This is a genomic window from Acinetobacter haemolyticus (assembly GCF_900406815.1).
GTDB classification, from domain to species: Bacteria; Pseudomonadota; Gammaproteobacteria; order Pseudomonadales; family Moraxellaceae; genus Acinetobacter; species Acinetobacter haemolyticus_A.
Window position 1 is genome coordinate 67,684 of the sequence record NZ_OVCN01000013.1, and the last position, 26,877, is coordinate 94,560.

At 38.4% G+C, this 26,877-nt stretch carries 21 protein-coding genes; 16 read left to right on the forward strand and 5 right to left on the reverse strand.

Annotated elements, in window-relative coordinates; translation table 11 throughout:
- Positions 1-23: 23 nt before the first annotated feature.
- The 5 genes from DK207_RS10625 to DK207_RS10645 all read right to left on the reverse strand — a co-directional run bounded on the left by DK207_RS10625 (position 24) and on the right by DK207_RS10645 (position 5,557).
- Positions 24-722 carry a hypothetical protein gene (locus DK207_RS10625; protein ID WP_109441135.1) on the reverse strand — a complete coding sequence of 233 codons (699 nt, stop codon included), beginning with the start codon at positions 720-722 and terminating at the stop codon, positions 24-26.
- A 222-nt stretch (positions 723-944) separates the two neighbouring features.
- Positions 945-2,144 (reverse strand): acyl-CoA dehydrogenase family protein, encoded by a 1,200-nt coding sequence (locus tag DK207_RS10630; RefSeq protein ID WP_109441136.1) that lies wholly within the window; start codon positions 2,142-2,144, stop codon positions 945-947.
- A gap of 15 nt (positions 2,145-2,159) precedes the next feature.
- Positions 2,160-3,446: an acyl-CoA dehydrogenase family protein gene (locus tag DK207_RS10635; protein WP_171293669.1), complete on the reverse strand. Its 1,287-nt coding sequence runs from the start codon at positions 3,444-3,446 to the stop codon at positions 2,160-2,162.
- Positions 3,447-3,682: 236 nt separating this feature from the next.
- Entirely contained in the window at positions 3,683-5,056 is a 1,374-nt protein-coding gene (locus DK207_RS10640) for an ABC1 kinase family protein (RefSeq protein ID WP_109441138.1), read from the reverse strand.
- Between the two features lie 195 nt (positions 5,057-5,251).
- Complete coding sequence (locus DK207_RS10645) at positions 5,252-5,557, reverse strand: hypothetical protein (RefSeq protein ID WP_109441139.1); 306 nt, start codon at positions 5,555-5,557, stop codon at positions 5,252-5,254.
- A gap of 165 nt (positions 5,558-5,722) precedes the next feature.
- On the opposite strand from DK207_RS10645, the gene ybaK reads away from it, so the two are divergent.
- The 16 genes from ybaK (at position 5,723) to DK207_RS10725 (ending at position 26,828) form a co-directional block, all read left to right on the forward strand.
- Positions 5,723-6,190 carry a Cys-tRNA(Pro) deacylase gene (gene ybaK / locus DK207_RS10650; RefSeq protein WP_109441140.1) on the forward strand — a complete coding sequence of 156 codons (468 nt, stop codon included), beginning with the start codon at positions 5,723-5,725 and terminating at the stop codon, positions 6,188-6,190.
- Positions 6,191-6,512: 322 nt separating this feature from the next.
- On the forward strand, positions 6,513-8,297 hold the full coding sequence (locus DK207_RS10655; RefSeq protein ID WP_109441141.1) for an IucA/IucC family protein: 1,785 nt from the start codon (positions 6,513-6,515) through the stop codon (positions 8,295-8,297).
- Complete coding sequence (locus DK207_RS10660; protein ID WP_109441142.1) at positions 8,290-9,771, forward strand: lysine N(6)-hydroxylase/L-ornithine N(5)-oxygenase family protein; 1,482 nt, start codon at positions 8,290-8,292, stop codon at positions 9,769-9,771. Before DK207_RS10655 ends, DK207_RS10660 begins: the two co-directional genes overlap by 8 nt.
- Positions 9,768-11,585 carry an acinetoferrin biosynthesis protein AcbC gene (gene acbC, locus DK207_RS10665; RefSeq protein ID WP_109441143.1) on the forward strand — a complete coding sequence of 606 codons (1,818 nt, stop codon included), beginning with the start codon at positions 9,768-9,770 and terminating at the stop codon, positions 11,583-11,585. Before DK207_RS10660 ends, acbC begins: the two co-directional genes overlap by 4 nt.
- Before the next feature lie 27 nt (positions 11,586-11,612).
- Complete coding sequence (acbD, locus tag DK207_RS10670) at positions 11,613-12,251, forward strand: acinetoferrin biosynthesis acetyltransferase AcbD (protein WP_109441144.1); 639 nt, start codon at positions 11,613-11,615, stop codon at positions 12,249-12,251.
- Positions 12,248-12,619 carry a protein ActB gene (gene actB, locus DK207_RS10675; RefSeq protein WP_109441145.1) on the forward strand — a complete coding sequence of 124 codons (372 nt, stop codon included), beginning with the start codon at positions 12,248-12,250 and terminating at the stop codon, positions 12,617-12,619. The genes acbD and actB overlap by 4 nt, the downstream gene beginning before the upstream one ends.
- Positions 12,616-13,854, forward strand: coding sequence for a putative ferric acinetoferrin MFS transporter permease subunit ActC (actC, locus tag DK207_RS10680; protein ID WP_109441146.1), 1,239 nt, complete (start codon positions 12,616-12,618; stop codon positions 13,852-13,854). The genes actB and actC overlap by 4 nt, the downstream gene beginning before the upstream one ends.
- 9 nt (positions 13,855-13,863) lie before the next feature.
- Positions 13,864-16,122, forward strand: a complete 2,259-nt coding sequence (gene actA, locus DK207_RS10685; RefSeq protein ID WP_109441147.1) for a putative TonB-dependent ferric acinetoferrin receptor ActA — start codon at positions 13,864-13,866, stop codon at positions 16,120-16,122.
- Between the two features lie 54 nt (positions 16,123-16,176).
- Positions 16,177-17,403, forward strand: a complete 1,227-nt coding sequence (gene actD / locus DK207_RS10690; RefSeq protein WP_109441148.1) for a putative acinetoferrin export transporter ActD — start codon at positions 16,177-16,179, stop codon at positions 17,401-17,403.
- A gap of 140 nt (positions 17,404-17,543) precedes the next feature.
- Entirely contained in the window at positions 17,544-19,760 is a 2,217-nt protein-coding gene (locus tag DK207_RS10695; RefSeq protein WP_109441149.1) for a TonB-dependent receptor, read from the forward strand.
- 371 nt (positions 19,761-20,131) lie between these two features.
- Positions 20,132-22,270, forward strand: a complete 2,139-nt coding sequence (gene mtlD, locus DK207_RS10700; protein ID WP_109441150.1) for a bifunctional mannitol-1-phosphate dehydrogenase/phosphatase — start codon at positions 20,132-20,134, stop codon at positions 22,268-22,270.
- A 53-nt stretch (positions 22,271-22,323) separates the two neighbouring features.
- Positions 22,324-22,947, forward strand: a complete 624-nt coding sequence (locus DK207_RS10705; protein ID WP_171293665.1) for a 2'-5' RNA ligase family protein — start codon at positions 22,324-22,326, stop codon at positions 22,945-22,947.
- 2 nt (positions 22,948-22,949) lie between these two features.
- Positions 22,950-23,468 (forward strand): bifunctional adenosylcobinamide kinase/adenosylcobinamide-phosphate guanylyltransferase, encoded by a 519-nt coding sequence (cobU, locus tag DK207_RS10710; protein ID WP_109441151.1) that lies wholly within the window; start codon positions 22,950-22,952, stop codon positions 23,466-23,468.
- 1 nt (position 23,469) lies between these two features.
- The gene (gene cobT, locus DK207_RS10715) at positions 23,470-24,537 is read left to right on the forward strand and encodes a nicotinate-nucleotide--dimethylbenzimidazole phosphoribosyltransferase (RefSeq protein ID WP_109441152.1); all 1,068 of its coding nucleotides are present in this window, start codon (positions 23,470-23,472) and stop codon (positions 24,535-24,537) included.
- The gene (locus tag DK207_RS10720) at positions 24,527-25,135 is read left to right on the forward strand and encodes a histidine phosphatase family protein (protein WP_109441153.1); all 609 of its coding nucleotides are present in this window, start codon (positions 24,527-24,529) and stop codon (positions 25,133-25,135) included. Before cobT ends, DK207_RS10720 begins: the two co-directional genes overlap by 11 nt.
- A gap of 106 nt (positions 25,136-25,241) precedes the next feature.
- Positions 25,242-26,828, forward strand: a complete 1,587-nt coding sequence (locus tag DK207_RS10725; RefSeq protein WP_109441154.1) for a histidine-type phosphatase — start codon at positions 25,242-25,244, stop codon at positions 26,826-26,828.
- Positions 26,829-26,877 lie beyond the last annotated feature (49 nt).

Below are 26,877 nucleotides of genomic sequence, written 5' to 3' on the forward strand. Positions count from 1 at the left end.
TCAAGCGTTATAAGAAAGAATCATTATTTTTTTAAGATGTGCAACTCTTCATGTTTCATTGCCATAAATGGCAAAATTTTACTTGATGTTAACCAAGAAATGCCAAATGCAACAAGTCCAAAAAATTCACACCAGTACACTAATCTTGGATTTAGAATAATTGGATTAGGTAAATATTGAATTAACATATCAAGTAGAAGTATCAATATTGATAAGACAATGGTAATTCCTGAGACCAGATATATATAAGATCTTCGTTTTGCCATGATATTTCCATCTCTTAGAAATTTATTTTTTGCCCTATAGTAAAAAATTTGACAAAACCTGGCTAAGATCAGAAACATTATAGCAGCGGATATAATGTGCATAATGCCAAAAACGATTTGATTATATTCATTAATACTTCTGCAAACATTACCTGTTATCCCACATTTGCAAGGGAATAATGCAACTCCAAGTGCAGAAATTGCTGCAATTTTACTAATGAGTGCTTCTTTTTTTGGTTCTTGACCGTTGTAAGCGAATAGGAAAGAAGCTATGGCGAAAAGACAACCTACGAATATATTACGGACTAATCCATCATGGTGATAAGACTCACTAATAGACTGGATTTCTCCATGGGTCAAAAAGCTTGTTAAACTTGCCAAAAATAATGCAATTAAACCTACAATCAGTTTAAGAGTGCGAGAATCAATTTCATCTTGTGTATAATCTACTCTCATTTTTTAGCCTATGTATTTACTATCATTCATCTAATTTTTATCTATGTAATATAGGATATTATTTTTATCCTTGTCTAATATTCATCGGATTGTTGAATATGAAAAAATAAAGGGTGGAGACGAATGGCATTCACTTATTAATTTATGATTATTACATTAATGATAAATAAAAAAGAAAAGACTCGAAAGCCTTTTCTAATAGAATATCTTTACAGATTTTAATTACTTCAATTCGCTTGATGACTTTCCTAATTCACGACGTGCAATAATTAATTGTTGGATTTGTTGAGTACCTTCAAAAATATCCAGAATTTTTGAATCACGTGCCCATTTCTCCAGCAATTCATCTTCGCCATATCCTAAACTTGCAGCCAGTTCAACACATTTCAATGTGATTTCATTACCCACACGTCCAGCTTTTGCTTTAGCAATCGAAGCTTCTTTCGAGTTTGGCTTTTTATTATCGGCCATCCATGTTGCTTTTAGCGTGAGTAAACGGGCAGCTTCCCATTCAGCTTCCATACGATAAATCTGTGCAGCTAAATTTGAGGTATGTAAATACGGAGTTTGATAGTCTGGATCAAGTTGGTCTTTAAAAATTTCTTTGATACGTTCTAAAGATGCTTTTGCACAACCAATTGCCATTGCTGCAACAAGTGGGCGTGTATTATCAAAAGTTTCCATGACACCAGCGAAACCTTTTGCTACATCAATTTCAGGATTACCTAACAAATTGGCAGCCGGTACACGACAGTCAATAAAGCTAATTACTGCTGTATCAGATGCCTTGATTCCAAGTTTATGCTCAAGACGCTCTACTTTCATGCCAGCAGTACCTTTTGGTACTACAAAGGATTTAATTGCTGCGCGTCCTAGCTTTTTATCTAAAGTTGCCCAAACCACAACTGAATCAGCACGTTCACCTGAAGTGACAAAGATTTTTTCACCGTTCAGAATATAGTCATCACCATCTTTGGTCGCAGTCGTACGAATTGCTGCTGAGTCTGAACCACAACCTGGTTCAGTAATTGCCATCGCTGCCCAAGTACCTTTAAAACGTTCTAGTTGCTCATCATTCGCAACCGCAGCAATTGCAGAGTTACCTAAACCTTGGCGAGGCATACTCAGTAATAATCCCGTATCGCCATAGCACATTTCAATAATGCCTAGCGCCGCTGACATATTACCGCCATTCACAATTGCATCTGGATTGACTGTACCGCGTTTACTTGCATTTGCCGCACCTACACCTTCACCACTTTCATTCATTCCATCCAGTAAAGCAGCAAGCATATCCAGTTCTTTGGGATAGGCATGTTCAGCTTTATCATATTTACGGGAAATTGGACGCAATACATTCATTGCAGTTTCATGTGCCTGATCAACCAGCATTTTAAATTTTTTCGGATTTTGTAAATTCATTATTATTCTCCAAAATTAAGCGTGTAAGCCAGAATGCATGACAGCTGTCGCACGTAAATCACGATACCAACGTTCAACAGGGTGCTCTTTGGTAAAGCCATGTCCACCAAGAATTTGAACGCCATCCGTACCGATTTTCATAGATTTCTCTGCACAGAGTAATCGTGCTAAATACGCCTCACGGTGGAAAGGTTGCCCAGCTTCTGCCAAACTTGCTGCGTTAAGTACCAACATGCGCATCGCGTCAATTTCAATTGCCATATCAGCAATCATGAAAGCTACGCTTTGACGATGCGAGATAGGTTCACCAAAGGCAGTGCGTTCATTGGCATACTTAATGCAATATGCTTTAATCGCTTCACAAGTCCCAATTGCCATGGCACACCACATCAGGTTACCTAAATCAACAAATGAGGTGTAGTCGAAATCGGCATCACCAAGACGTAAAGCAGGACTTTGATTGAATTGTAGAGTTGCGGTTTCGGCTGCTTTTAAACCCATCGCTGGATTTGCTTTGATAGAGATTGTTTCATCACATTGCACCACAAAGATATCAGTTTTCCCATTGTATTCAGCGCTAACAAGGAATATATCCGCTGTATCACCTAGAACAACTAAGGTTTTTTCACCTGTGATATAGCATTGTCCATTTTGCTCAGTTGCTTTGGTTTTTAACTGGAATGGATTAAATGCTGGCGTAGCTTCTTGGAAAGCGAAAGTTGCTGTGACATCTGGATCTTCTGCAAACACAGGGAGATACATGGATTGAACTTGAGTTGAGCCCCAACGTGTGATTGCGTTGATCACACTAAAAGTACTTAATAGACCTGCGGTCAAGCTAAAATCACCTTTAGCTAGATTTTCTGCAATTAGAATATTGCTAACAATGTTTTGTTCAGCCGCTACACCGCCCAAAGCTTCGGGTAATGCGTAGTAATTTAAACCAAGATCAGTTAAATGCTGCCAAAGTTCTTCTGGAAATTGAGCATGATGATCTGCATCATGCGCTAAGGTATATAAAACCTCTTCAGCAAATTGTGACATAGCGTCGCAGGTCATTTGCTGTTCTTCAGTTAAACTCAGATCAAATAGGTTTTTATTGCTTTGATTTGGTAGACGCTGTTTATCTATTGCTTGCGGTTTAAAGGCTTTTTGTGTTTTTGTCAGCACCTTAAAGCCAGTCTTTGAACCTTGATATAGCGATTTTTCAACAAATTTTCGTAGCTTGAGTTGATCAAGCATTTCGCTTCCTGCGATTTTTGTGATTAAAGATAGCCCGAAACCTTGAGCCTTATTCATCATATTAGACATGACTTTATCCTAGGGGATGATTGTAAATTCATGCTGACATGCCCCAGTTAAAAAAACTATGTCTTCTTTGACACGCTGATTTGATAAAGATAAAGGGTAAAATGATGATAGGGTGTTATTTATGTTATTGTTTTTTATTAATTTAAAAAAATACCAAAGAAATTAATTTAAAAAAAATTGACCAATCTGACAAAACAGATTGGTCAAAGTGACTTTCTATGAATGTTTTAAGCAAACTGACGAATCATTTTACGGACATTTGTCTTTGCTTCAATGACTGTCATAAAGGTATAGGCACCAATGAATTTACGACTAATAAACATAAATTCTTTTGGAGGAACAGAGAAGTAGCGAGAAGCCATTGATTGCGCTGCTTGTTGCATCACTCGACTATGAAGCTGACTTTTCTTCCAGTCATAGCGATCTTGATCATCCATAATACCAGTAGGCATGTCTGGATTGTTTTCAGGGCAACTAAATGCTTCAGTTGCAATCAAGAAAACATCTGCCATGCCTGGTTTAATACTTTCTGGCATACCATCAAAAAATTCGTAGCCTGTCATCGCTTTGACCATGGCTGCTTTGTCGTGATCATAGCCCGCTTGAATTAAGTTACGTGCAACAGACAGCAAATTCTCATCGAATTGACGTATCGCACCAAAATCAAGTAATACAATTTTATCGCGGACGTCAGTACCGTTCCCTAAACGGACTAAATAATTACCGAAGTTAGGATCGGTTTGCATTTCACCCCATTCAAATAATTCACGTACTGCGATCTCTAATGATGCTTCGCCCAATTGATTTCTACGTTCTTGTGGCAAAGAGAGCATGACAGGGCTGTTTACAGGAACACCACGCTCGAAAGTCATACAGAGCACTTTTTCAGCACAGAATTCATTGACAATCTGAGGGACAATATATCGAGGATCTTCTTTTAAACGTGCAGCAAAGCGACGTGTGGTCGCTGCCTCGATACCATAATCAACTTCTCGATGCATCATTTCCCGAACTTCATCAAACCATTGATCAAATTCACGGGTCTGCGGCACCATTCGGGTGAGTTTAAGCATGTTTTTGAAAAGATTCATATCAGAATCTATCGCTTCTGCTACACCTGGATATTGGATTTTAAGTACAAGTTCTAAACCGTCAGACTTACGGATAGCACGATGTACTTGAGCTAATGAAGCAGTCCCAATAGGTTCATGATCAATTGTCAGATCATCCATTTTAGAACCAAGTTGTTCTTGTAAATGTGCCTTAATCGCTGGCCAAGCCAAAGCAACGGTTTGGTTATTGAGAGTATTTAATGCTTGAGTAATCTCTTCAGGCAGGAAATGTTCACCATATAAGGCCATCATTTGCCCAATTTTTACAATTGAGCCTTTTAACTTTCCAATCTCAGAAACCAAATAATGAGCTTGTTCAGCCATCGCTTTTTTACGTTTCTTCTCTTTTTCTTCCTCACTAGAGAACATAGAGGTAGCACTTGCTGTTGCCCAACGAGTTCCAGCAAGTAAAGAAGCTTTTGCAATAGATAAGCGACGATCCACAGACGAGGTTTTTAGATTCTTGAGCTTATCGTTCTGATCTGACATGAAAGAAAAATCCTATGCTGAAATCGGAGGAGGGAGGAAAGCCGAGAGTTAAATTGTAGTGGATATTACAGCGTTTGAACGTATTAAAATAGTTCAATCTCTTGAATTATCAGTCTAAATTTGTGCAATACTTGAATATTACAAAAATAGCCTAAGCAAAACTTTTAGCTTTTTAGAGACTAAAAAATTTATCCTCTAAATTCTAAACTGAATTTTTAATGCAGATTTTTTCATCAAGCTGGTGCGGTTGCTTTGAATGTGTTGCTTCAGCATTTGCTTGACTGAGCTATGATGGAAACCTACTGCATAGGCTTTGACGATGATAATACTAGGTAGGGTGAAGAAAAAATACTTGGTATCGTCTAAAGTTGCATTCGTAAAAATGCCTTCTTCAATCAAAGTATGTTTGAGCAGTTGCTTTTCAGCTTGTACGATATGTGAAGATTCATCATCCCAATAGCTCTGACGCATTGCCATTAAATTGTTATGTTTATAACTCATACATTGCAGTTCCTATTTTTAATCCACATTGAGCAATATATGAGGTTAGTTTAGGAATTATCAAGAATAGATTTATATCAAAAATAGCCTAAGCAAATTTAAATGTTTATCTTAAAATGCTACACTATTCCCACTTTAAAATTTTTATAAAAGCACTGAGTAACCATGACGCCCGCATGTAAACTTCTAGAAAAAAACAAAATATCGTTTTCAATCCATGAGTATGAGCATGATGTAAATGCCAAAAGTTTTGGTTTAGAAGCTGCTGAAAAACTGAACTTAAATGTAGAAGAAGTATTTAAAACATTGATGGTAACGGATGAAAAAAACTATTTTATTGCAATTTTGCCTGTTAACCATCAATTAAATCTAAAGAAAGTTGCTGGAGCTGTAGGTTGTAAAAAATTACAAATGGCGAATCCGAAAGATGCTGAACGTTTGACAGGGTATCTTGTTGGTGGAATCAGTCCGTTAGGTCAAAAGAAACGCTTAAAAACAGTGATTGATAAAAGCGCAGAAGCCTTTGATAAAATTTACGTGAGTGGTGGAAAAAGGGGATTGGATATTGGACTTCATCCTCAAGACTTGGCGAGACTATTAAGTGCTTCTTTTTTTGATATCTTAGATTATTAATACGTGAAAAATATTTCATTTCAGAATCATTTTTAAATTTCATACATCTATAAAAACTATTGATGGTTAGGAGCTGATCATTTTATTTAATGAGAATTATTATTATCTTTTTGTATCTTTACTGAGCTGCACTGTTGTTAATTAAAATATATTCAATGATTTAGACGTATTTTGTCAGGTTCTTTTATAGAATTGAAATATTAAATGATAATAATTATCATTAGTTCTATCTTAATTACAAACTCCCTTGTACGTAAGATGTGTTTCAGGCCTAAAACATTTCGAAAAAAAATTAACTCTCTTCATAAGAGGATATCGACAGATGCAATCACTTGCTAATCGGTTGGCGTTACAACATTTCGTCAACGCATATACGCAAGAAACTGGCAAAGGTCACTTGCTTCACAAAAGTCAGCAATCTATTCAATTACAGACGTTTAGCCAAGGTTTGACGCTGTTATCTATACCGATTAACTCTATTCAAGCACGATGCTATTTCCCTTTATCTTATGTTAGCGCTGTAGGAAGACATCGCTTAGCTGATTTTCCGCAAATCATTATCGACGAAAAAATTAAGGTATTTAGTCCTGTTGCAATTGTTGGGTTATTGCTTGAGGAACTTGTTCATGAATCCTCTGTTGATTTAGACGCAGCCTCTTTAGTTGAGAAATGGATACAAAGTCGAGATGCTTTACAACAATTTTTAGTGCAGCGTGAAAAAGATTTCGATGATTTGATTCAAGCAGGTCAGAATTTTATTGAAACAGAGCAGGCTTTAATTTTAGGGCATAGTATGCACCCAGCGCCGAAAAGTAGAACGGGTTTTGTACATGAAGATTGGTTAAAGTATTCACCAGAACATAAAGGAAAAACCCAACTCTATTACTGGCTTGTACACCAGGATTATATTGCAGAAGGTAGTGCGACTGATGAATCTATTTCAGCGCAATTAAAAACTGCATTACAGTGGTATTTATCTGAAAACGATCTCAATCTAATTAAAACCCATAGCGAATATAAATTGCTTCCATTACATCCATGGCAAGCTCGTTATTTGCAAAGTAAGCCTTGGTTTGAACGTCTAAAGCAAACGGGACAATTAATTGATTTAGGCTTGCGTGGTTGGCAGTTTTCTCCAACGACTTCGATCCGTACACTTGCTAGTTTTAATGCACCATGGATGGTGAAGCCATCACTTTCGGTCATGATTACCAATTCAATTCGCGTCAATTTAGCGAAAGAATGCCATCGTGGTGAACTTACACATCGTTTATGGCACAGCGAATTTGGTAAAAATATTTTAAAACAGTGTCCAAGCCTAAAAGCAGTCAATGATCCAGCGTGGATTGCCTTAAAAATAGATGATGAAGTGATCAATGAAAGTATTTGTATTTTCCGAGATCAGCCATTCCATCCCCGGCAACAAGTCACTTGTATCGCATCTTTATGTCAGGATCACCCAAGTAAGCCTTTAAATCGTTTTAATGCCTTATTTGCAAAAATCGCGAAAGCGCATCCTGATGCTGATGCCGCAGAGATCGCTTTGGATTGGTTCAATCGTTTCCTAGAAGTCAGTTTGCAACCCCTAATGTATGTTTACCATCGTTACGGCATGGCATTTGAATCACATCAACAGAATGTATTGTTGGAACTAGAGAATCATTTTCCGAAAACTTTATGGCTGCGTGATAACCAAGGTTTTTACTATATTGAAGAATTTGCCACCGAAATTCTGCAAGCCTTGCCTGAACTCAAAGAAAAAGCCTTTGCTGTGGGACCAAAAGATTTTGTTGATGAACGTTTTAGCTATTATTTCTTTGGAAATACCTTATTCGGGATTATTAATGCGATTGGTGCAACAGGCGATATCACCGAAGGTGAGTTGTTAGAGCATCTTACTAGCTTCTTAGAAGAACAATTACAACAATATCCTGATAGCACCTTATTAAAAGGATTATTGTTCGGCTCAACTCTGCCTTATAAAGGTAATTTACTCACACGTTTGCACGAGTTAGATGAGCTGATCGCACCTGTTGAAAATCAATCTGTTTATGTACAACTGCCAAATCCACTGCGTATTTCACAGAAGGATGTCAGTTATGCTTGATTTTATTGGAATTGGTCTAGGGCCTTTTAATTTAAGTCTTGCGAGTTTGTTGCACAACAAAAGCTCACTTAATTACGCGTTTTTCGAGCAAAAGGCGCAATTCGATTGGCATGCAGGTATGCAATTACCTAATACGGTATTGCAAGTTCCTTTTATGGCGGATTTGGTTTCGATGGTTGATCCCACCAGTCCATTTAGTTTCTTAAATTATCTGCGTCATCAGCAACGTTTATATAAGTTTTATTTTTTAGAACAGCCACATATTCCTCGTTGTGAGTATAACCATTATTGCCAATGGGTAGCAGAGCAACTTGATTGTATCGAATATCAATCGCGGGTTTTAAAGATTGAACCGCAAGCTGTTGGTTTTAAAGTTATTGTTGAATCACAAGGTATTCAGCAAAGTTATTTGTGTCGTCATTTGGTGATTGGAAGCGGTAATGTTCCTTATTTACCTGAATGTTTGGCCAAAGTTCAACAACAACAACCGCAAAAATGTCTTCATTCAGCACAATATATGACGCATGCTGATACAGATTTACACGGCGATGTGGTTGTGCTTGGTTCGGGACAGTCTGCAGCAGAAGTGTTTATTGATTTGTTTGATGAACAGGAAAACACGGTTCATCAGCAGTTTGATTTGCATTGGTTTACCCGTTCTCAAGGTTTCTTTCCAATGGAATATGCCCCATTAGGCTTGGAACACTTTAGCCCAGACTATGCGCAACATTTTTATGATTTGTCTGCACAGCAGAAAGATAAGCAATTACAGCAACAAGCCTTGTTATACAAGGGTATTAGCGCAAAAACCATTCGTGAAATTTATCAAAAACTTTATCATCGCAGCATTGGTGGGCAACATTTGCAGACGCATTTACATAGTCAATGTGATTTGAAAGATGCGGAAGTATTGGATACACAAAAAATTCGATTACATTTCCAACATCGTGCTACGACACAGATTTTCCATCTTGATTGTGACTTTCTTGTAGCAGCAACGGGTTATTTCACGCCTGACTTTGGTTTTATGCAAATGCTGAAGCCTTATATCGAGTTTGATCATAAACAGCGTTGGCAGATTACAGAAGACTATCGTGTTGTACATCGTCTGAATGGTCATATCTTTGTTCAAAACCAAGAAATGCATAGCCACGGTGTTGGTACGCCTGACTTGGGACTTGGTGCTTACCGTGCAGCGACGATTATTAATCAACTGCTTGGTGAATCACTTTATGAACTAGGGAATCAAGCGCAAACTTTCCAACACTTTAATCTTTCTCAAAACCCAAAAATTTGTATGGCAGATGACAAAGTCCAATCAAAAGACTGCCTTTGTGAAAATACTGTCAGCAAAAACCATTCAATTTTCAAAAAAACAGAACAGAACATGATGACAACGCATCCTAATCGTCGTGGTGCAAACACACGCACACAAACTGCTTCTGTACATTCAACTTATGAGAAACTGATATGAACTTTGCAACTTTAAAAATTAATCAGCAGCAATGGCGTGCCGCAGGACAGCGTCTCATTGAAATGGCGATTGCAGAGTTTCTATACGAAGAAATTATTGAAGTTAAAGAGTTGTCAGTAGGTCGTTATCAATTAGATCTAGGCAATCGTCAGTATGAATTCCAAGGACATCAATATCTACTCGGACACTGGAATATTCATGAAGCTTCAGTGCGTGATGTAACCCCTGGTCAGGAAAATGATCAATCTGCTTGGAATTTACATGAGTTCATTGTCGCAATGTCTGACAGTTCTAATGTAAAGCCATTTACCAAAGCGTATTTGATCAAAGAAATGAACAATACTTGGCTGGCAGAAGCGCATTTGTTTAATGAAATGCGTTTGCCAAGCGCTGCAGTTCTGACTGAACCCCACTATAAAGTTGAAGGTATGTTACGCGGTCATCCTTGGCTCATCATGAGTAAGGGACGTATGGGCTTTGGTTATGACGACTATCTGACCTCAGCACCAGAACTTTCACCTGAAGTAAAAGTGTTGTGGTTAGCCGTACATCGTGATTTAGCAGAGTATCGAAGTACTGAAGATTGGAACGCATGTGGTTTATATCAGCATGAGTTTGATGCCAATGAACTACAGCAGTTCATCAATATTCTCCAAGAAAAAAATCTAGACCCGCAAAATTACTTTTTAATTCCAGTACACGCATGGCAATGGCATCAATGGCTCGTTCCAACATATGCAAATGAGATTGTCGATCAGAAAATCATTGAGCTGAATATCAGCCAAGATAGTTATGTACCGATGCAATCGATTCGTACTTTATGCAATACATCAAATCTACAACGTCATTACATTAAACTGCCAGTCAGTATTTTTAATACCGCTGTCTATCGTGGATTACCTTCAAAACGTAATCTTGCAGCACCAGCAGTGACCGCATGGTTAAAACAGATTCATCAACAAGATCAAGACTTACAAAATACAGGTGTGATTTTCTTGGGAGAAGTTGCGACTTTAACGATTCATCAGCCTTGTTTCGATCGCATTGATGGCGCACCGTATCAATTTAAAGAGCTGTTCGGTTGTTTATGGCGCGAAAGTGTTGATCGTTATGTTGATTCATCTCATCAAGTGTTATCTCAAGCAGCATTGTTACATCGTGATATTTCAGGTCAATCGATCCTGAGCGTGTTGATTCAGGCATCAGGTTTAAGCCCTTTGGCTTGGTTAGCACAATTTGCTCAAGTCAGCATGAGTCCATTATTACTTTGCTTATATCGTTATGGTTTAGCATTTTCACCGCACGGTGAGAACACCATGTTGGTACATGAAAATGGTGTACCAAAAGCCATGGTATTAAAAGATTTCATTGATGATATTAATTTGGTGGATGAGGATTTCCCTGAGTTAGCTCAGTTGCCACCTGAAGCGGATTTGTTATTACGACATGAGGCGACCGATCTAAGTCATTTTATTTTCACAGGTTTATTTATGGTGCATTACCGCTATATCTGTAATGTGTTCCTACAAGATTATCCTGAATATTCTGAACTTGATTTTTGGCAGACTATTTCCAACACGATTGTTGAATTTAACCAAAAACATCCGGAACTGGCTGAGCGCGCTGACAAATTTGCCATGTTGCGTCCAAACTACACCAAGATTTGCTTAAACCGTGTGCGTTTGTTTACCACGAGTTATAACGATGAAGCAGAGCGTCCCGTTCCTGTATTCCTTGATCCTATTGCAAATCCTGTCAGCCCAGAAACATTGAAAACATGGGCAGAACAACCTCGCCAAGCGAAAGCGGGCTAATTTTATTCGTCATTTTATAGGTTCGATATGAAAACAATCTCTCAGCAATTACCAGATTATTTTGAATACTTTGAGGATGGGACTCAGTACTACTTGCGTCAAGTGCAATATCCGCAAGATATTCCTTTATTACATAAATGGATGCATGAACCACATGTGATTCCACAGTGGCAGTTGAATAAATCGGAACTGGAGTTACAAGTTTACTTCGACAAAATGCTTGCAGATGATCATCACCGTTTATTGATCGTCGGGATTGATGGGAAAGATGTGGGCTATACGGAAATTTATGAAGGTAAACGAGATCGTTTGGGCCGTTATTACGATGGTGATGACAATGATCTAGGTTGGCATTTACTTTTTGGTGACAAATCAGTGTTCGGTAAAGGTTTTTTACGCCCAACTATTCGTTTACTCAGCTTCTATATTTTTGAGCATTCTAAAGCTAAAAAAATCGTAGGTGAGCCAGATCATACCGTTAAACCTTATGCAGTAGTCGTAGCAGAGCTTTGTTATGAAAGCCAACGTTTAATACCAATGCCTGAAAAAACTGCGATGTTGTATTACTGCTTTAGAGAAACTTTTTATAACAAGTTTGGACATTATTACCAGACTTCACAACAACAGCTAGCTAATCAGCCAGCCAAACTCCTGAGTGTTACATGAGCTTATATATCAATGAAATGCATATCCTAGACATGCGCTTTGCGGCGCATGTCTCGGTAGCAGAATTTGAGCAATGGCTAGCACGAATTCAGCACTATTTCGAACATCAGCGAAATTTTGTGTTGATTATGCAAACCGATGCAAATACTGAATTTCCTGAAGAATATAGGACAATTCAAGGCAAGTGGTATAAACAATATAAACAAGATTTTTACCAATATTGCTTAGGTTTTGCGCGTATTGCCCAAGATGAAGAAGACCGTATTCGATTGGATACGCCAGCGCTGCACAAAGCTTGGAATGTTCCATATTTTGTCAGTGTAGACAAAGCTGAAGCTACGCAATGGGCGATGCAGAGGTATTTATGAATCAGCAACATTCATTAAATATTCAAAAAGTTTCTGCATTAAGCCTAACAGTTGTAGTGGTGCTTTATCTCGCACATGCTTTACCTCTGTATTTTTATAACGTGGCATTGCCTGCTATTTTGCGCCATCAAGGCGTTGATTTACGCTGGATTGGCATGTTATCGCTGCTCTATATTCCTTGGGCATTTAAGTTTTTTTGGGCACCATTAATCGATCGTTTTTATCTCAAAAAACTGGGTAAACGTAAAACTTGGCTCTTATTTACCCAAGTGGCTTTGGTGTTGGGTGTGGTTGCTTTGGCACTTACCCAATTCGATTACGGTCTTGGTGTATTCGTCATTGTAGGGCTTTGGATTTCAACTTTTGCTGCAACTCAAGATATTGCCATTGATGGCTACACAGTCGAAACTTTTTCAGAATCTGAGTATCGACTAGGTAGTATGGCGCAAAGTATTGGTGTTGCGCTCGGTAGCATGGTTGGTGGTGCTGCAACTTTATGGTTGTACCAGCTTTATGGCTGGCAAACTGCACTGATTGCCTTAGCCGCAATGACGGCGCTGACGATGTTGGCGGTTTTCCAAATCAAAGAAAGATCAATTTCCGAGAAAATCGCTAAACAGCCTCCAAGTCTGATTCGAGCGTTTAAACGTCCAGAAATGTTGTGGGCTTTAGCTTTGATTGTGTGTTATCGCGTAGTTGAAGCGCCCGCAATGGCAATGCTGAATCCGATGCTCATTGATCAAAAATGGTCATTGGCAGAGATTGGCGTATTGATGTCGGTGATTGGCGCAGGTATTGGTTTATTAGCCGCTGTTTCTGCTGCATTTTTATTAAAAAAGATAGCAGCAACCAAACTACTGATTTGGGCTGGTTGGGCGCGTACTTTAATTTATGCCTTATTGGGAGTTGCTGTATTACTCAGTTGGTTTGATCAATGGCAGAAATTATTAGGTGTATTTGTAGTTGTTATTCTTGCTATCCGTTATATCGCGATGACTGCACTCTATGCACATTTTATGCATACCAGTTCCAAAGACCAAGCAGGAACGGATTTCACCATTTTGGTCTGTTTTGAATTATTGGTTTATTTCATTGGTGGTGCGATGTCGGGTTTCTTAGCCAAAGCATTTGGTTATGGAAATTTTTACTTAATTCTCGCCGCTACATCTATTTTAAGCGTTTTACTCAGTCAAGTTTTGATTTCTAAAGCTAAACAATCAAAACAACTTATCTAGGGGCTACTTATGAAAGTTCATACACTTTCGACCACATTAACACTTCTAAGCTTGGCAGTGAGTGCCCAGCTTTATGCACAAACAACTGAGATCGATACATCGATTCAAGATAATACTGCAGCAGAAGTTCAAAAACCGACACAACTTGCGCCAATTGTTGTGACAGCAACTCGTTCAGCACAAAGTATCGCTGAGATTGCAGGGACGGTTCAATCAATCGAACAGAAACAAATTGGACAGCAAACGGCGGCTGGACGAAAGTTGGCAGATATTCTAGCTCAACTGGTTCCATCACTCAGCCCGAGTAGTGGAACAACCACTAATTACGGTCAAACTATGCGTGGCCGTCAGGTGCTTGTCCTTATTGATGGGGTTGCACAAACAGGTTCACGTGATGCCGCCCGCCAACTAAATAGTATTAGCCCTGATTCAATTGAAAAAATTGAGGTGGTTTCAGGTGCAAGTAGTATTTACGGTTCCGGTGCAACAGGCGGTATTATTAATATCATCACAAAGAAGGGTACTGGTGATGGTGTAAATTTTGAATCAAAACTTGGTGTTACATCTGGCGATAATTTTAAAAATGATGCACTAGCTTATGAAGCTTATCAATCAGTTGGGTTTAATCAAGGTGATTGGAGTGGTTTCTTAGGGGCAGGCTATACCAAACGTGGTGAAATTCAAGACAGTCATGGTAATCGCATTGGACCAGAGATTGCACAAACGGATCGCCAAGATACAGAAACGGTTGATGTGAATGGTCGTTTAAGCTGGCAATTTGCTGATACCCAAAAAATAAGTTTGGGGGCTCAGTATTATGATGACAAACAAGATTCAGAGTATGGTCCTGATTATGGTCCAGACTTCGCAGTTTTAAAAGGCAATCCACCGAGTTTAAAAGCACTCAAAGGTTTTGAAATCGATGATCAGCCATTCACCAAACGTTATGCTGTAAATACGCAATATCAAAACACGGATTTACTTGGGCAAGAGCTGAATGTAGAAGCATATTATCGCAATGAAAAAGCGCGCTTTTATCCGACGGTTTTAGCTAACTTTATTCCTGCTGGATATTATTTGGCTTACCAATCTGAGTCTGATATTGATGTTGCCGGTATTCGTGCTGCAATGACATCAAAATTGAATGTTGCTGATCGCGATCTAAAGCTGACTTATGGTATTGATTATGACCATGAGAAAGATAAGCAAACAGCTGACTTATATAGTTTTACCCACAATGGTCTGAAATATCAAAATACAGGGCGGAGTTATGACTTTGGCCCAGATGCCACCATTAAAAACTTAGGTGCATTCGTTCAAGGGAATTATGATTTAACGGATGCATTTAATGTTCAAGCGGGCATTCGTTATCAACGTATTGAAAGCGACACCAGTGCATTTCAACCCACTGTTGCAGCTATTCAAGGTGATATCACGGGACAACCGGTTGGAATGGTCGCTGCAGGTTCTGTTAAGCACGACAAAACATTATTTAATTTAGGTGCTGTGTACAAATTAAATGACCAGCAACAAGTGTTTGCAAACTTCTCTCAAGGTTTTAGCTTACCAGATATTCAACGTGTATTACGCGATGTTTCGGCTGGTTATGTAGTTCGATCAGGCAATGTTGACCCAATTACAGTCAATAGCTACGAACTGGGTTGGAGATTGCAAAATGACCTTGGTGCAAATCTAGGATTAACAACATTCTATAATACGTCTGATAAAGTCATTCAGTTTAAAGCTGATCGTTCTGTAACCGTTGCAGATACAGACCAACGTATTTATGGTCTTGAAGCGAATGCCAGCATGCCCGTATTGGATCAATTTAGCGTGGGTGGAACATTATCCTACACTCGAGGACAGTTTAAAGATGCTGCTGGTTCTTGGAGAGAGCTGAATGCTTTTCAAATTTCTCCAATCAAAGGGACATTATTTGGTGAGTGGAATGATGACAAGGGGAATGGTTTACGAGTTCAAATGCTTGCAGTGAAAGGTACTGATAAAGCGTATGAAGACTCTCTGGTTGCAAAATATGATGAAAATGTTCGTCCCAATGCGGCAACTAAAATCAAAGGATATGCAATCATGGATGTGATTGCCAATGCAAAAGCAGGTCCTGGTACTGTGGGTTTTGGTGTCTATAATGTGTGGAACACAGAATATAAAACTGTATTTAGCCAAGCTGCTGAAGCGGTTTATGGTCCAATTTCTAGTCTACCAGCCCAAGGTCGTACTTATGGCTTAAGCTATACTCTCAAATATTAATCCAATCATAAAGGCATCTTAATCAGATGCCTTTTCTTTTGATGAATACATATTATGCAGCAAAATTTTAAATTACTGGCTTGGGCAACTCTAGCCAACGGTACTTGTTTCTCAATGATTTTGCCTTTACTTGCCCCATTAATTCGTGAGCTTGGCTTAACAGAAGTACAGGGCGGAGTAATTGTTTCAGCGGGTGCAATTTGTATGGCTATAGCATCTATTCTGATAGCCCGCGGTAAAAAAATACAGACTCCTTATCAATTAATGAATTATGGTTTCTGGGGTATGACCATTACCTGGGCTATATTTACAGCGATTCTTTATTGGGGAATACAACAAACATTACCTGTAATGATGGTTTTTGCCTTGTTGGTGATTAGTCGAGCGAGTACAGGTGGTTTTATGGCTATGCCACAAATCGGCCTACAAAGTTATGTTATGCAACATGTCACAGAGGAACAACAACGCAGTCAAAAAATGGCAATGTATGGTGCGATGAATAGTTTAGGTATGATCGTCGGTCCATTTCTAACTTCAGTGTTATTGTTCGGTGGAATTTTATTGCCGATGTGGATTGCTGTTATTTTATTAGTGATTTTTAGTTTAATTATCACAATGTATTTTAAGCATGATGAGGATAAAGAAAACACAACATTGGATCAAAAACAGCCTGTAAAAATAGAACATTCATTTTCATTAAAACCAGCTATGCCTTGGCTTATTTTAGGTTTTACTACCTATATGGCTATCGTGACGCTCAATATGACTGCAGGTTTTTATATACAAGATCGCTTTCTTTTAAGTTCACAACAAAGTGCTATTTATTTTTCCCAATGCATGCTCATTGTTGGTTTTAGCTTAGTGATTACTCAGATACTGATTGTAAAAGTACTTCATTTAAAACTGAAAGCATTGGTATTGGTGGGTTCATTTAGCATGGTCATCGGGCTTATCCTATCTTTAAGTGCGATACATATTTGGATGTTTCAAATAAGTTATTTATTTTATGGAGTCGGTGTCGCAAGTCTTTTGCCTGCATTTACAACAGGAGCGGCTCAATCTGTTACACAGACTGCTCAAGTCAAAATGGCAAGTATTTGTACAGCTACCCAAGCGATTGGCTTAATTGTGGCGCCTTTGCTGAGCACTTTTTTATATCAATTCGGTATTCAATTCCCTTTTTATTTACTCTTAATACTGATGATTGCTGTGGCGATCTATTTGGTCATTATGTCCTATTCAAATCAGAATACGATGATAAGCAATAAGGTTAACTCCTAAATATTTTCAAAATGAACACAATGACAATAGTATTTTTTGTGAGCTTTTAAATGCTAATGCTAATAATTCTTATTTTATTTATAATGGCGCACATTTTAAGCTTGTTTAGCGACTCAGAATATTCTTTGGAGGAATAAAAAATGAACAATGTGATCGGGGGTGGGCAATTGATTCAAACAAATAATAAGGTATCGTTATATAAATTGACGCCTTGTTGTCTTGCTGTTCTAGCGATATTTAGCCAACAAACTCATGCTGAAACAGCATCTAGGAGTACGTCTATAACAGCTGATATTGACCAAAAACCTACGACTCAGTTAGAAAAAATTGTGATTACAGCTACTCGTACACCAAAGAATATTGCTGAAATTGCGGGAACAGTACAATCGATAGATCAGCAACAAATTGTGCAACAGGCTGCGGCCGGACGTAAAGTAGCAGATATTCTCGCACAACTAGTGCCATCGCTTGCACCAAGTAGTGGTACAACGACTAATCATGGTCAAACCATGCGTGGTCGTGATGTGATGATTCTTATTGACGGCGTATCACAAACGGGTTCACGTGATGTCGCTCGCCAGTTAAATAGTATCAGCCCAGGAATGATTGAAAGAATTGAGGTACTTCCTGGTTCGACCAGTATTTATGGTTCAGGGGCCACAGGTGGGATCATCAATATCATCACTAAACGTGCTGATGAATCTAATCCTCTAAATTTTGAGACAAAGTTAGGGCTAACCTCATCAGATACTTTTCGAGGTGATGGTTTAGCTTATGAAGCAGGTCAATCAGTTTCTTTTCACAAAGATAATATGAATGGTTTTTTAGGCGCAAATTTTACCAGTAGAGGATCACAATTCGACAGTCACGGTGATCGAATTGCAATTGCACCAATGCAAACAAGTCGACAAGACACGGACACTGTTGATGTAAATGGACGTGTTAGCATTGACTTCACAGATACTCAATCATTGAGTTTTGGGGCCCAATATTATAAGGATAAGCAGGATAGTAAATATGGTCCTGATTATGGAAAAGACTATGTTTATGGGGGCGCACCGAATTCATATATTGGTAAAAAAGGTTTGCAGTTACCGACTCAACCTTTTACAGAAAGATATGCATTTAATACGCAGTATCAAAATAAAGATGTGTTAGGACAAATTTTAAATCTTGAAGCCTATTACCGTAAAGAAGATGCCCGTTTTTATCCAGTTTATACGGGTGCGGCAATGACCGAAGCAAGACAAAGTCAGTCTAATATTGATGTTGCGGGCTTTCGTTCAACGATGCAAAGCAATCTAAATTTTGCAGATCGTGAGCTAAAACTCACTTATGGTTTAGATTATGATCATGAAAAGGATGATCAATATTATGATCATTTAGCTGTATCTCATACAGGACTTCATTTTAAACCTACTGGAATAAAGTCTGATGCAGGTCCAGATACAACTATTCAGAATATCGGGGCTTTTTTGCAAGCAGATTATGATCTGACTGATCGATTGAATGTGCAAGCGGGTACACGCTATCAATATATTAAAGCTAACACTAAACCTTATGTAGCCCGAGGAGCTGAGCAGCCTAGCGGTTCAGTAAGTGATGATACCGTATTGTTTAACTTAGGCTCTGTATATAAATTGACAGATGAGCAACAAGTTTTTGCAAACTTTTCACAAGGGTTCAGCTTTCCTGATGTACAACGCATGATGCGTGACTCATTTAATTTGACCACAACTGCAGATTTACAGCCAATTCGTGTAAATAGTTATGAGTTAGGTTGGCGTTTAAATGATGAGCAGGGTTTAAATCTCGGCATCACAGGTTTTTATAACACCTCAGATAAAGTGACAAAGTTTGAAAATCGAGTGGCAAGTATTGTTGATACCGATCAGCGTATTTATGGTGCCGAACTTACTGCAAGTTATCCGTTCCTCGAGGATTTCAAAATTGGTGGTTCTTTAGGTTATACACGTGGTCAATTTAAAGATAAAGCCGACAATAAGTGGAAAGAGTTAAACGCATCTCAAGTTTCTCCAATGAAAGGGACTGTATTTGCTGAATGGAACAATGATGAAGGATTTGGAACGCGTGTGCAGATGTTAGCAATTAAAGGCACGGATAAAGCTTTCAAAGATGGTTCTCCTAGTGCTAATGAAATTAAGGGCTATGCCACAATGGATGTGTTAACTCATTTTCCAATATGGAAAGGCCGTTTAGATTTCGGTGTTTATAATGTATGGAATCGAGAATACCGTACTGTTTACAGCCAACAGGCAGAGAAATTATATGGTCTTGTAGAAAGCCTACCTGCTGAAGGTCGTACCTATGGTCTAAGTTATACCTTTAACTACTAATTTTTTGATTGAAGGAATATCTGTTTTTCATTCAGATATTTCTTCATTTAGCTCACTCTTTATATTCAGAAATCAGTTGTAATTGTTTCTACTCGAATTTACGAAATGAGCCATTCATTTTGCAGTTTACTCATATTTTCTGTTCGAGGGGCTTTAATAAGCCAGCAGAACATAAATTCTATGCTCATAAAAAAATGTCAAGCACAATATCTATCATAATGCAAATTTTTTGATCAATATGATAGGTATTCAAAAAATAATATAAATGCATGGCTAAAATTTAATCATTTTTATTTCATTTATTTACAACTTGGATTATCGCAAATTTTCTTCGGTATGCTAAAGAACGTGATAACAATCAAGGAGTAATAATGCTGATTTTTCATGATTATCCTGTCCATGGGGCGATCTTTGATATGGATGGCACAATGTTTGATACCGAACGATTACGCTTTCAAACATTAAAACAAGCCTCCCAAGAACTCATCGGACAGGAATTTTCAGATGACTATTTGATGCAATGTCTCGGATTAAGTGCAAAAACAGCAGAACAACTCGCACAAAAAATTTATGGGCCAGAAGTACCATATCAAGTAATTCGCAAGCGCGCAGATGAGTTAGAACTTGAGTTTGTTCGAAATCAAGGTGTACCAATTAAAAAAGGATTAGTACAAGTTCTCGAACGACTTAGAAAATCTGGACTTAGAATGGCTGTGGCAACATCAAGCCGTCGATCTATCGCAGAAGAATATTTGATTAATGCCAATGTATACAAATTCTTTGATTTACTTGTCTGTGGTGATGAAATAGAAAAAGGAAAACCACATCCTGAGATCTTTTTACAGGCAGCAGAAAAAATTAATTTAAAGCCTGAACAATGTTTAATGTTTGAAGATTCTGAAAATGGAATTTGTTCTGCATGTGATGCGGGTGGTATCACGATTTTATTTAAAGATATGAAAGAGCCGAATGATGTCATGTTGGCGAAGGCAAATTTTTATTATCCAGATATGTATGAATATTTAATGGCATTGGATCAACATATTCCTGAAATGCTTATGCCACAGCTACAAGATGCATTTCCACAAAGTTTAAATCAGCTCACGGTAGGTATCCATGGTTTTGGGGCTATCGGCGGGGGGTATATCGCACAAATATTATCGCATTGGGATGGTTTTACTCGTCCAAAACATATTTTAGCCTCAACCCGAAATCGTTTATATCGAGAAGCAGTGAATAGTTTTGGTCGTTATAGTATCCGCTACCCACAGTGTTCTTATGACGAAAGAATTGAAAACCTTACCGTGATTGATGCTGATAATGAACAGCAAATGTTAGAAATGTATATGCAATCAAGTTTGATCGCATTGTGTTTACCTGAACAAGCAATCGAGTCTGAATCGAAAATTATTGCCAAAGGTTTGCTGGCACGTTTCATGTCACAAGACGTTCAGAATAATGAGCCGATTACGTTCCTCATTATTTTAAATAAAGTCTGTGCAAAATATTTGGTGCTTAAATATCTTCGTGATGCGTTATTAGAAATTACAGATGAGGACATTGCTGAGCATATCCTGAGCGAGCATTATTTCTGTGATACCGTTGTGAATCGAATGGTTTCCAAACTGACTGATCAAGATTTATATCGTCAATTGAAGATCAAACATCGATTATATAAACAGTATCAATCTGATTTGAATGATGAAACGATTGAGCTATCGGATGAGACGGCGTTGAGTGAGAAACAAGCACAGCAATTAACGCAGTGTTTAGAGGATACGCGGGAGCAATTTCAAGCAGGACAGTTCCTCCAAAATACGGATCTGATCTTATTCCATGGAGAAGCGGATATGCCGATCTATGTTGAAAATCGCAGCCCGTTGCTTGCCAAAATGCGACAAATGGTTTTAGTGGACCACATTTCCGATATTCAAATCATTAAAAACCGCTTATGGAATGGTTGTCATGCCATCCTTGCTTGGAATGCAATTCTAAATGAACAAGAAACCATTGGAATTGCAATGGCAAATCCTCAGATACAAGATTTTGTTGAAGAGTTAGTAAATGAAGTGAAGCTAGGTTTAGCCAATTTAGTTCCGAACCAAGCGCAACAACTAGACCGGATGGCAAATAGTTTCCTCAACTCATGTCGTTATGCCTATAAAGATCCTTGTGAGCGTGTCGCAAGAGATCCATTGCGAAAATTAAGCTTTAACGAGCGTGTCTTAGGAAGCATCGAAACGCATATTCAACAACAGATTCCATATCAAAAACTGGTTGAGGGTGCTGTATTCGGCTATGTCTATGCGATGAAAGGTTTGAATTTAAATCAAATGAAAATAGTGCAGCATTTACAGAAACATGTGAAACAATTAGATATCTCTGAAAGTGAATCTAAAGACCTATTGGCTCACATTTATGATGGAATCAGCGCGTATTTAAGTAAGGATCAGGATGAACTGAACATAAATCTTCAGTATTTTTCTGAAATTCAAACAGAAACTGTTTAAATTTTAGGACGTTCTATGCTTGAATAACACGACTTTAACTATGTGTCAATGTTGTGTTATTACAAGCGTCAACAAAACTGATAGCAACAGCAAATCATGACTATCCTGAATGGCATCGTGGACGCTGCAACTATGGTTTGTGGTATATCCAAATCAATCAACCTGAATTGATTTCCTATTTAAACCACTTACAACAGCAATTTTCAGATTTATTGATAACGCCCAATATACGTCAATACCATATCACGTTATTTGTTGCAGGTTTTCTGACTGAAAAACCAGCTCATCATAATGATGATTTTGAAATTATTCAGATCAACCAACAAATTGAAAAACTAAAAGCATTACAATTAAGCGATTTTGATTTGGAACTGTCACATATTGATAGTTTTAGTAGTGCTTTATTTGTAAATATCAGCGATCCTCAAAATACATTAGACAAAATACGCAAAACTTTATATCAAGTTGCGGACGAAATTGCCGCGCCGACATATTATCCGCATATTACTTTAGGGCTTTATCGTGAAGCGTGGCCTAGTGTATTAATTTTAGAGCGCATACAAACTTTGAGTTCACAAAAATTTAAAGTTCAGGTCAATCAGCTAACTTTCGGTTATTATAACGCTCAGATTTTACAAGGATTACTGTATCCTTATCATCAAGTCCAGTTGGGTTGAATATGTTGCAATTAATTCTAGGTGGTGCGCGTTCTGGTAAAAGTCGTTTAGCTGAGCAAATTGCGACAGAAAGTGGTCTAGCGGTGGTCTATGTTGCAACGGCACAGCCTTTAGATGAGGAAATGAAGCAGCGCATTCAGCATCATCAACAACAACGACCTGAGCATTGGAAATTAAGTGAGGAGCCGATATTCCTCGCAGATCAGCTTTTACACATAGACCAAGAGAATCAAATTATTTTGGTGGATTGCCTAACTTTGTGGTTAAGCAATCTATTATTGGCAGAAGATTCTAATTTGTATTTACAACAAATAGAAAAGCTATTAGATGTGCTACCTAGATTAAAGTCACACATCATTTTAGTGAGTAATGAAACAGGACTTGGGGTAGTTCCAATGGGGGAAATCAGCCGCCGATTTGTGGATGAAGCAGGGTGTTTACATCAAGCTTTAGGTCAATTAGCAAATAAAGTGATGTTTTGTGTGGCGGGCTTTCCAATGATTTTAAAAGATGAGAAATAACATGTCAGAACAAACTTGGTGGCTAGAATCAATTAAACGACCTGATTTAACTGCAAAATCGCAAGCGGAATATCGTCAGTCGCAACTTACTAAGCCAACTGGTGCATTAGGTGATCTGGAACAAATTGCGATTCAGCTAGCAAGTTTACAGGGGACTGCTCATCCTCAAATCCAAAAACCTTGGATCACGATCTTCGCAGGTGATCATGGTGTGGTAGAAGAAAACATTTCTGCATATCCTCAAGCGGTTACGCGGCAAATGCTTCAAAATTTCGCGTCTGGCGGTGCAGCAATCAGTGTTATTGCAAAACATCATCAAGCACATTTACAAGTGATTGACTGTGGAACGGTAGGCGACGCCTATACCTATGCAGGTGTAGAAAGGCATTGTATTCGTGCAGGCACGGCAAACTTCACCAAACAAGCTGCAATGACTGAGCAGGAATGCATTGCCGCAATGGAATTAGGTAAACATAGTGCTGATTTAGCTCAATCTAACGCAGCAGATATCTTTATCGCAGGTGAGATGGGAATTGGAAATACCTGTTCTGCATCAGCACTGGCAAGTCTATTATTAAATGAAAGTGCTGAGCAACTGACAGGAGTCGGTACGGGCATTAACACTCTACAGCTTCAACACAAGATTACAATCATTCACCAGGCGGTAAAACGCCATGCACCATATGTTGCCCATCATGCTTTAAAAATACTCGCGGCTGTTGGCGGTTTAGAAATTGCTGCAATGACAGGAGCATATCTTCGTTGTGCACAGATCGGTATGCCGATAATTGTTGATGGCTTTATTAGTTCTGTGGCGGCTTTATGTGCAGTGCGTATTCAGCCTAGCGTTCGAGAGTGGATGCTATTTGGTCATCAATCTGCTGAATATGGTCATCAACGAATCCTAAAAGAACTCAATGCACAGCCTATTTTAGCGATGAACTTACGATTAGGTGAAGGCAGTGGAGCAGGTGCGGCATTGTCAATGATTCAACTTGCTTGTGTACTTCATAATCAAATGGCAACTTTTGCAGAAGCAGCCGTAACAGGGGAAAAAGTTGCAGATTGATCTATTGCGTCATGGCGAAACTACATTAGGCCATACTTTGCGTGGGCATCTGGATGATGCATTAACTGATCAAGGCTGGTCGCAGATGCAAGCCACTGTTCAACAGCATATTGATACGCGGCAGCTTTGGGATGTAATCGTATGCTCACCATTACAACGTTGTCGTCTTTTTGCTGAACATTTATCGCAACAAGTTCAGCGACCGCTAGTAATTAATCCTCATCTTAAAGAGATGTATTTCGGTGATTGGGAGGGACTTTCCACCCAGAAGATTTATGAAACTTCTCCTGAGTTATTGGCAAATTTTTGGCAACTCCCTACTCAATACCAAGCACCTAATGGAGAACCATTCGTTCAATTTCAACAGCGAATCACGCTAGGTTTAAAGCAAATTCATCAACAACTACAGGAAAATAATTGGAAAACCGCGCTGATCGTGACGCATGGTGGTGTAATTAAGCTTCTAACTTGTTTAGCAAGACAACATAATTTAAATGAATTACTAAAAATGCCAGTAGAACTGGGGCAGCTTTATTCCTTCGCCTTATCCCAAGAACAAAATGAGATTTGCATCGTAGAAAAATCATTAGTCCTTTAGCTCTAAAAACAAATTACATTTAATTTCTTATTGAATGATTTCATAGAACTGTCACTAGGCTTGCCTAAGATACAGGGCACTTTGTAGTCTATCCGTAAAACAACTCATGAATATATTATTTAAAAGCAGTATCTTGTGCGCAAGCATCCTATTGACGGCATGTAATACTAATGATGATCATCAACCACAGATCACACCAGAAAATAATTCCTCATCAAAATACTATCAAACAAAAACACCTTATCAACCTTTACAAGACCTAAAAAAATATGAGGCAATTCCACAAGGTTTTGAGCCAGTTTTTACTGAATTAGTTGCACGACATGGTTCTCGAGGCTTATCCAGTATCAAATATGATTTAGCACTTTATAATCTATGGAAACAGGCTAAAGCTGAAAATGCTTTGACGCCATTAGGGGAAAAACTTGGTGCCGATTTAGAGAGCATGATGAAGGCGAATATCCTATTGGGTTATGGTGTAGATGGGATTCGTCAGTTTGGCTATGGCAATGAAAGTTTGACAGGAATTTTAGAGCATAGAGGGATTGCAGATCGGTTATTACAACGTTTACCTCATTTATTCCAAGCTACAGACAGCCCCTCATCCTCTATATTGGTGCAAAGTTCTGGTGTTGATCGTGCTGTAGATAGTGCGAAATTCTTTACCGATGAACTGATTCAACAGCAACCTCAGCTCAAAGACAAAATTATACCGATTTCATACACCAGTTTGAGCAGTGAAAGTGTACCAACAGTTGAAGATAATGGAGTAGACCGCTTTAAGCTCTATTTCCATAAATTGATGGCAGATCAGGATTTGACGCAATCTCTATCAGAACAGCAACGAGCGATTTATGATGCGAGTCTGGCTTATCAGAAATTTGCCGAAGAAGATTTGGATTTAGCATCAAAAATCAAAGAGTTAGAACACGATACACGTGCTCAAACAGTCGCTATGCAAGTACTCACACCAATTTTCAAAACTGAATTCATTCAAAAGTTGGGTACCACTGAAGCTTATACTTTTACAAATAGTGGCTCATATAGTGTTGTAGCGCCCAATGGAGAAACAATTACAGAAAAAGGTAAGGGTAAAAATAGCATTACCAGTGCTGTTGATGCTGCCGCATATTTATATGAACTTTATTCTATTATGGGAGGAATGCAAGAAGAATTAAAAGGTGTTAATTTTGATAAGTATATGCCGATAGAAGCAGCTAAATTCTATGCAGAGTTTAATGATGCCAATGATTTTTATGAAAAAGGACCGAGCTTTATCGAGTCCAAACAAGTCACAAGTACAATTGCACAAGGACTAAAACAGGATCTATTTAAACAGGTCGATGCAGTTGTAGATAAACAGCAAACGCACCGTGCAATTCTACGTTTTGCCCATGCTGAAATCATTATTCCTTTAGCGACAAGCTTGGAATTGTTTAATATGATGCAGCCCTTAGCATTGCGCCAAACTTATAATTACAATAATAGTTCTTGGAGGGGTGAGATGGTTTCTCCAATGGCTGCCAATGTACAATGGGATATCTATCAGAATGCTCAAGGGCATACCTTAGTGAAGATGTACTATAACGAAAAAGAGACCTTGTTTAAGTCAGCATGTAATTATGCAAGATATCGAACGAACAGTTTTTATTATGATTATTTGAAACTTAAACAGTGTTATGAAATTCAATAACATAACTTTATGATTGTTGAGGATGGGAGTAGGCTTGCTATTCCCATTT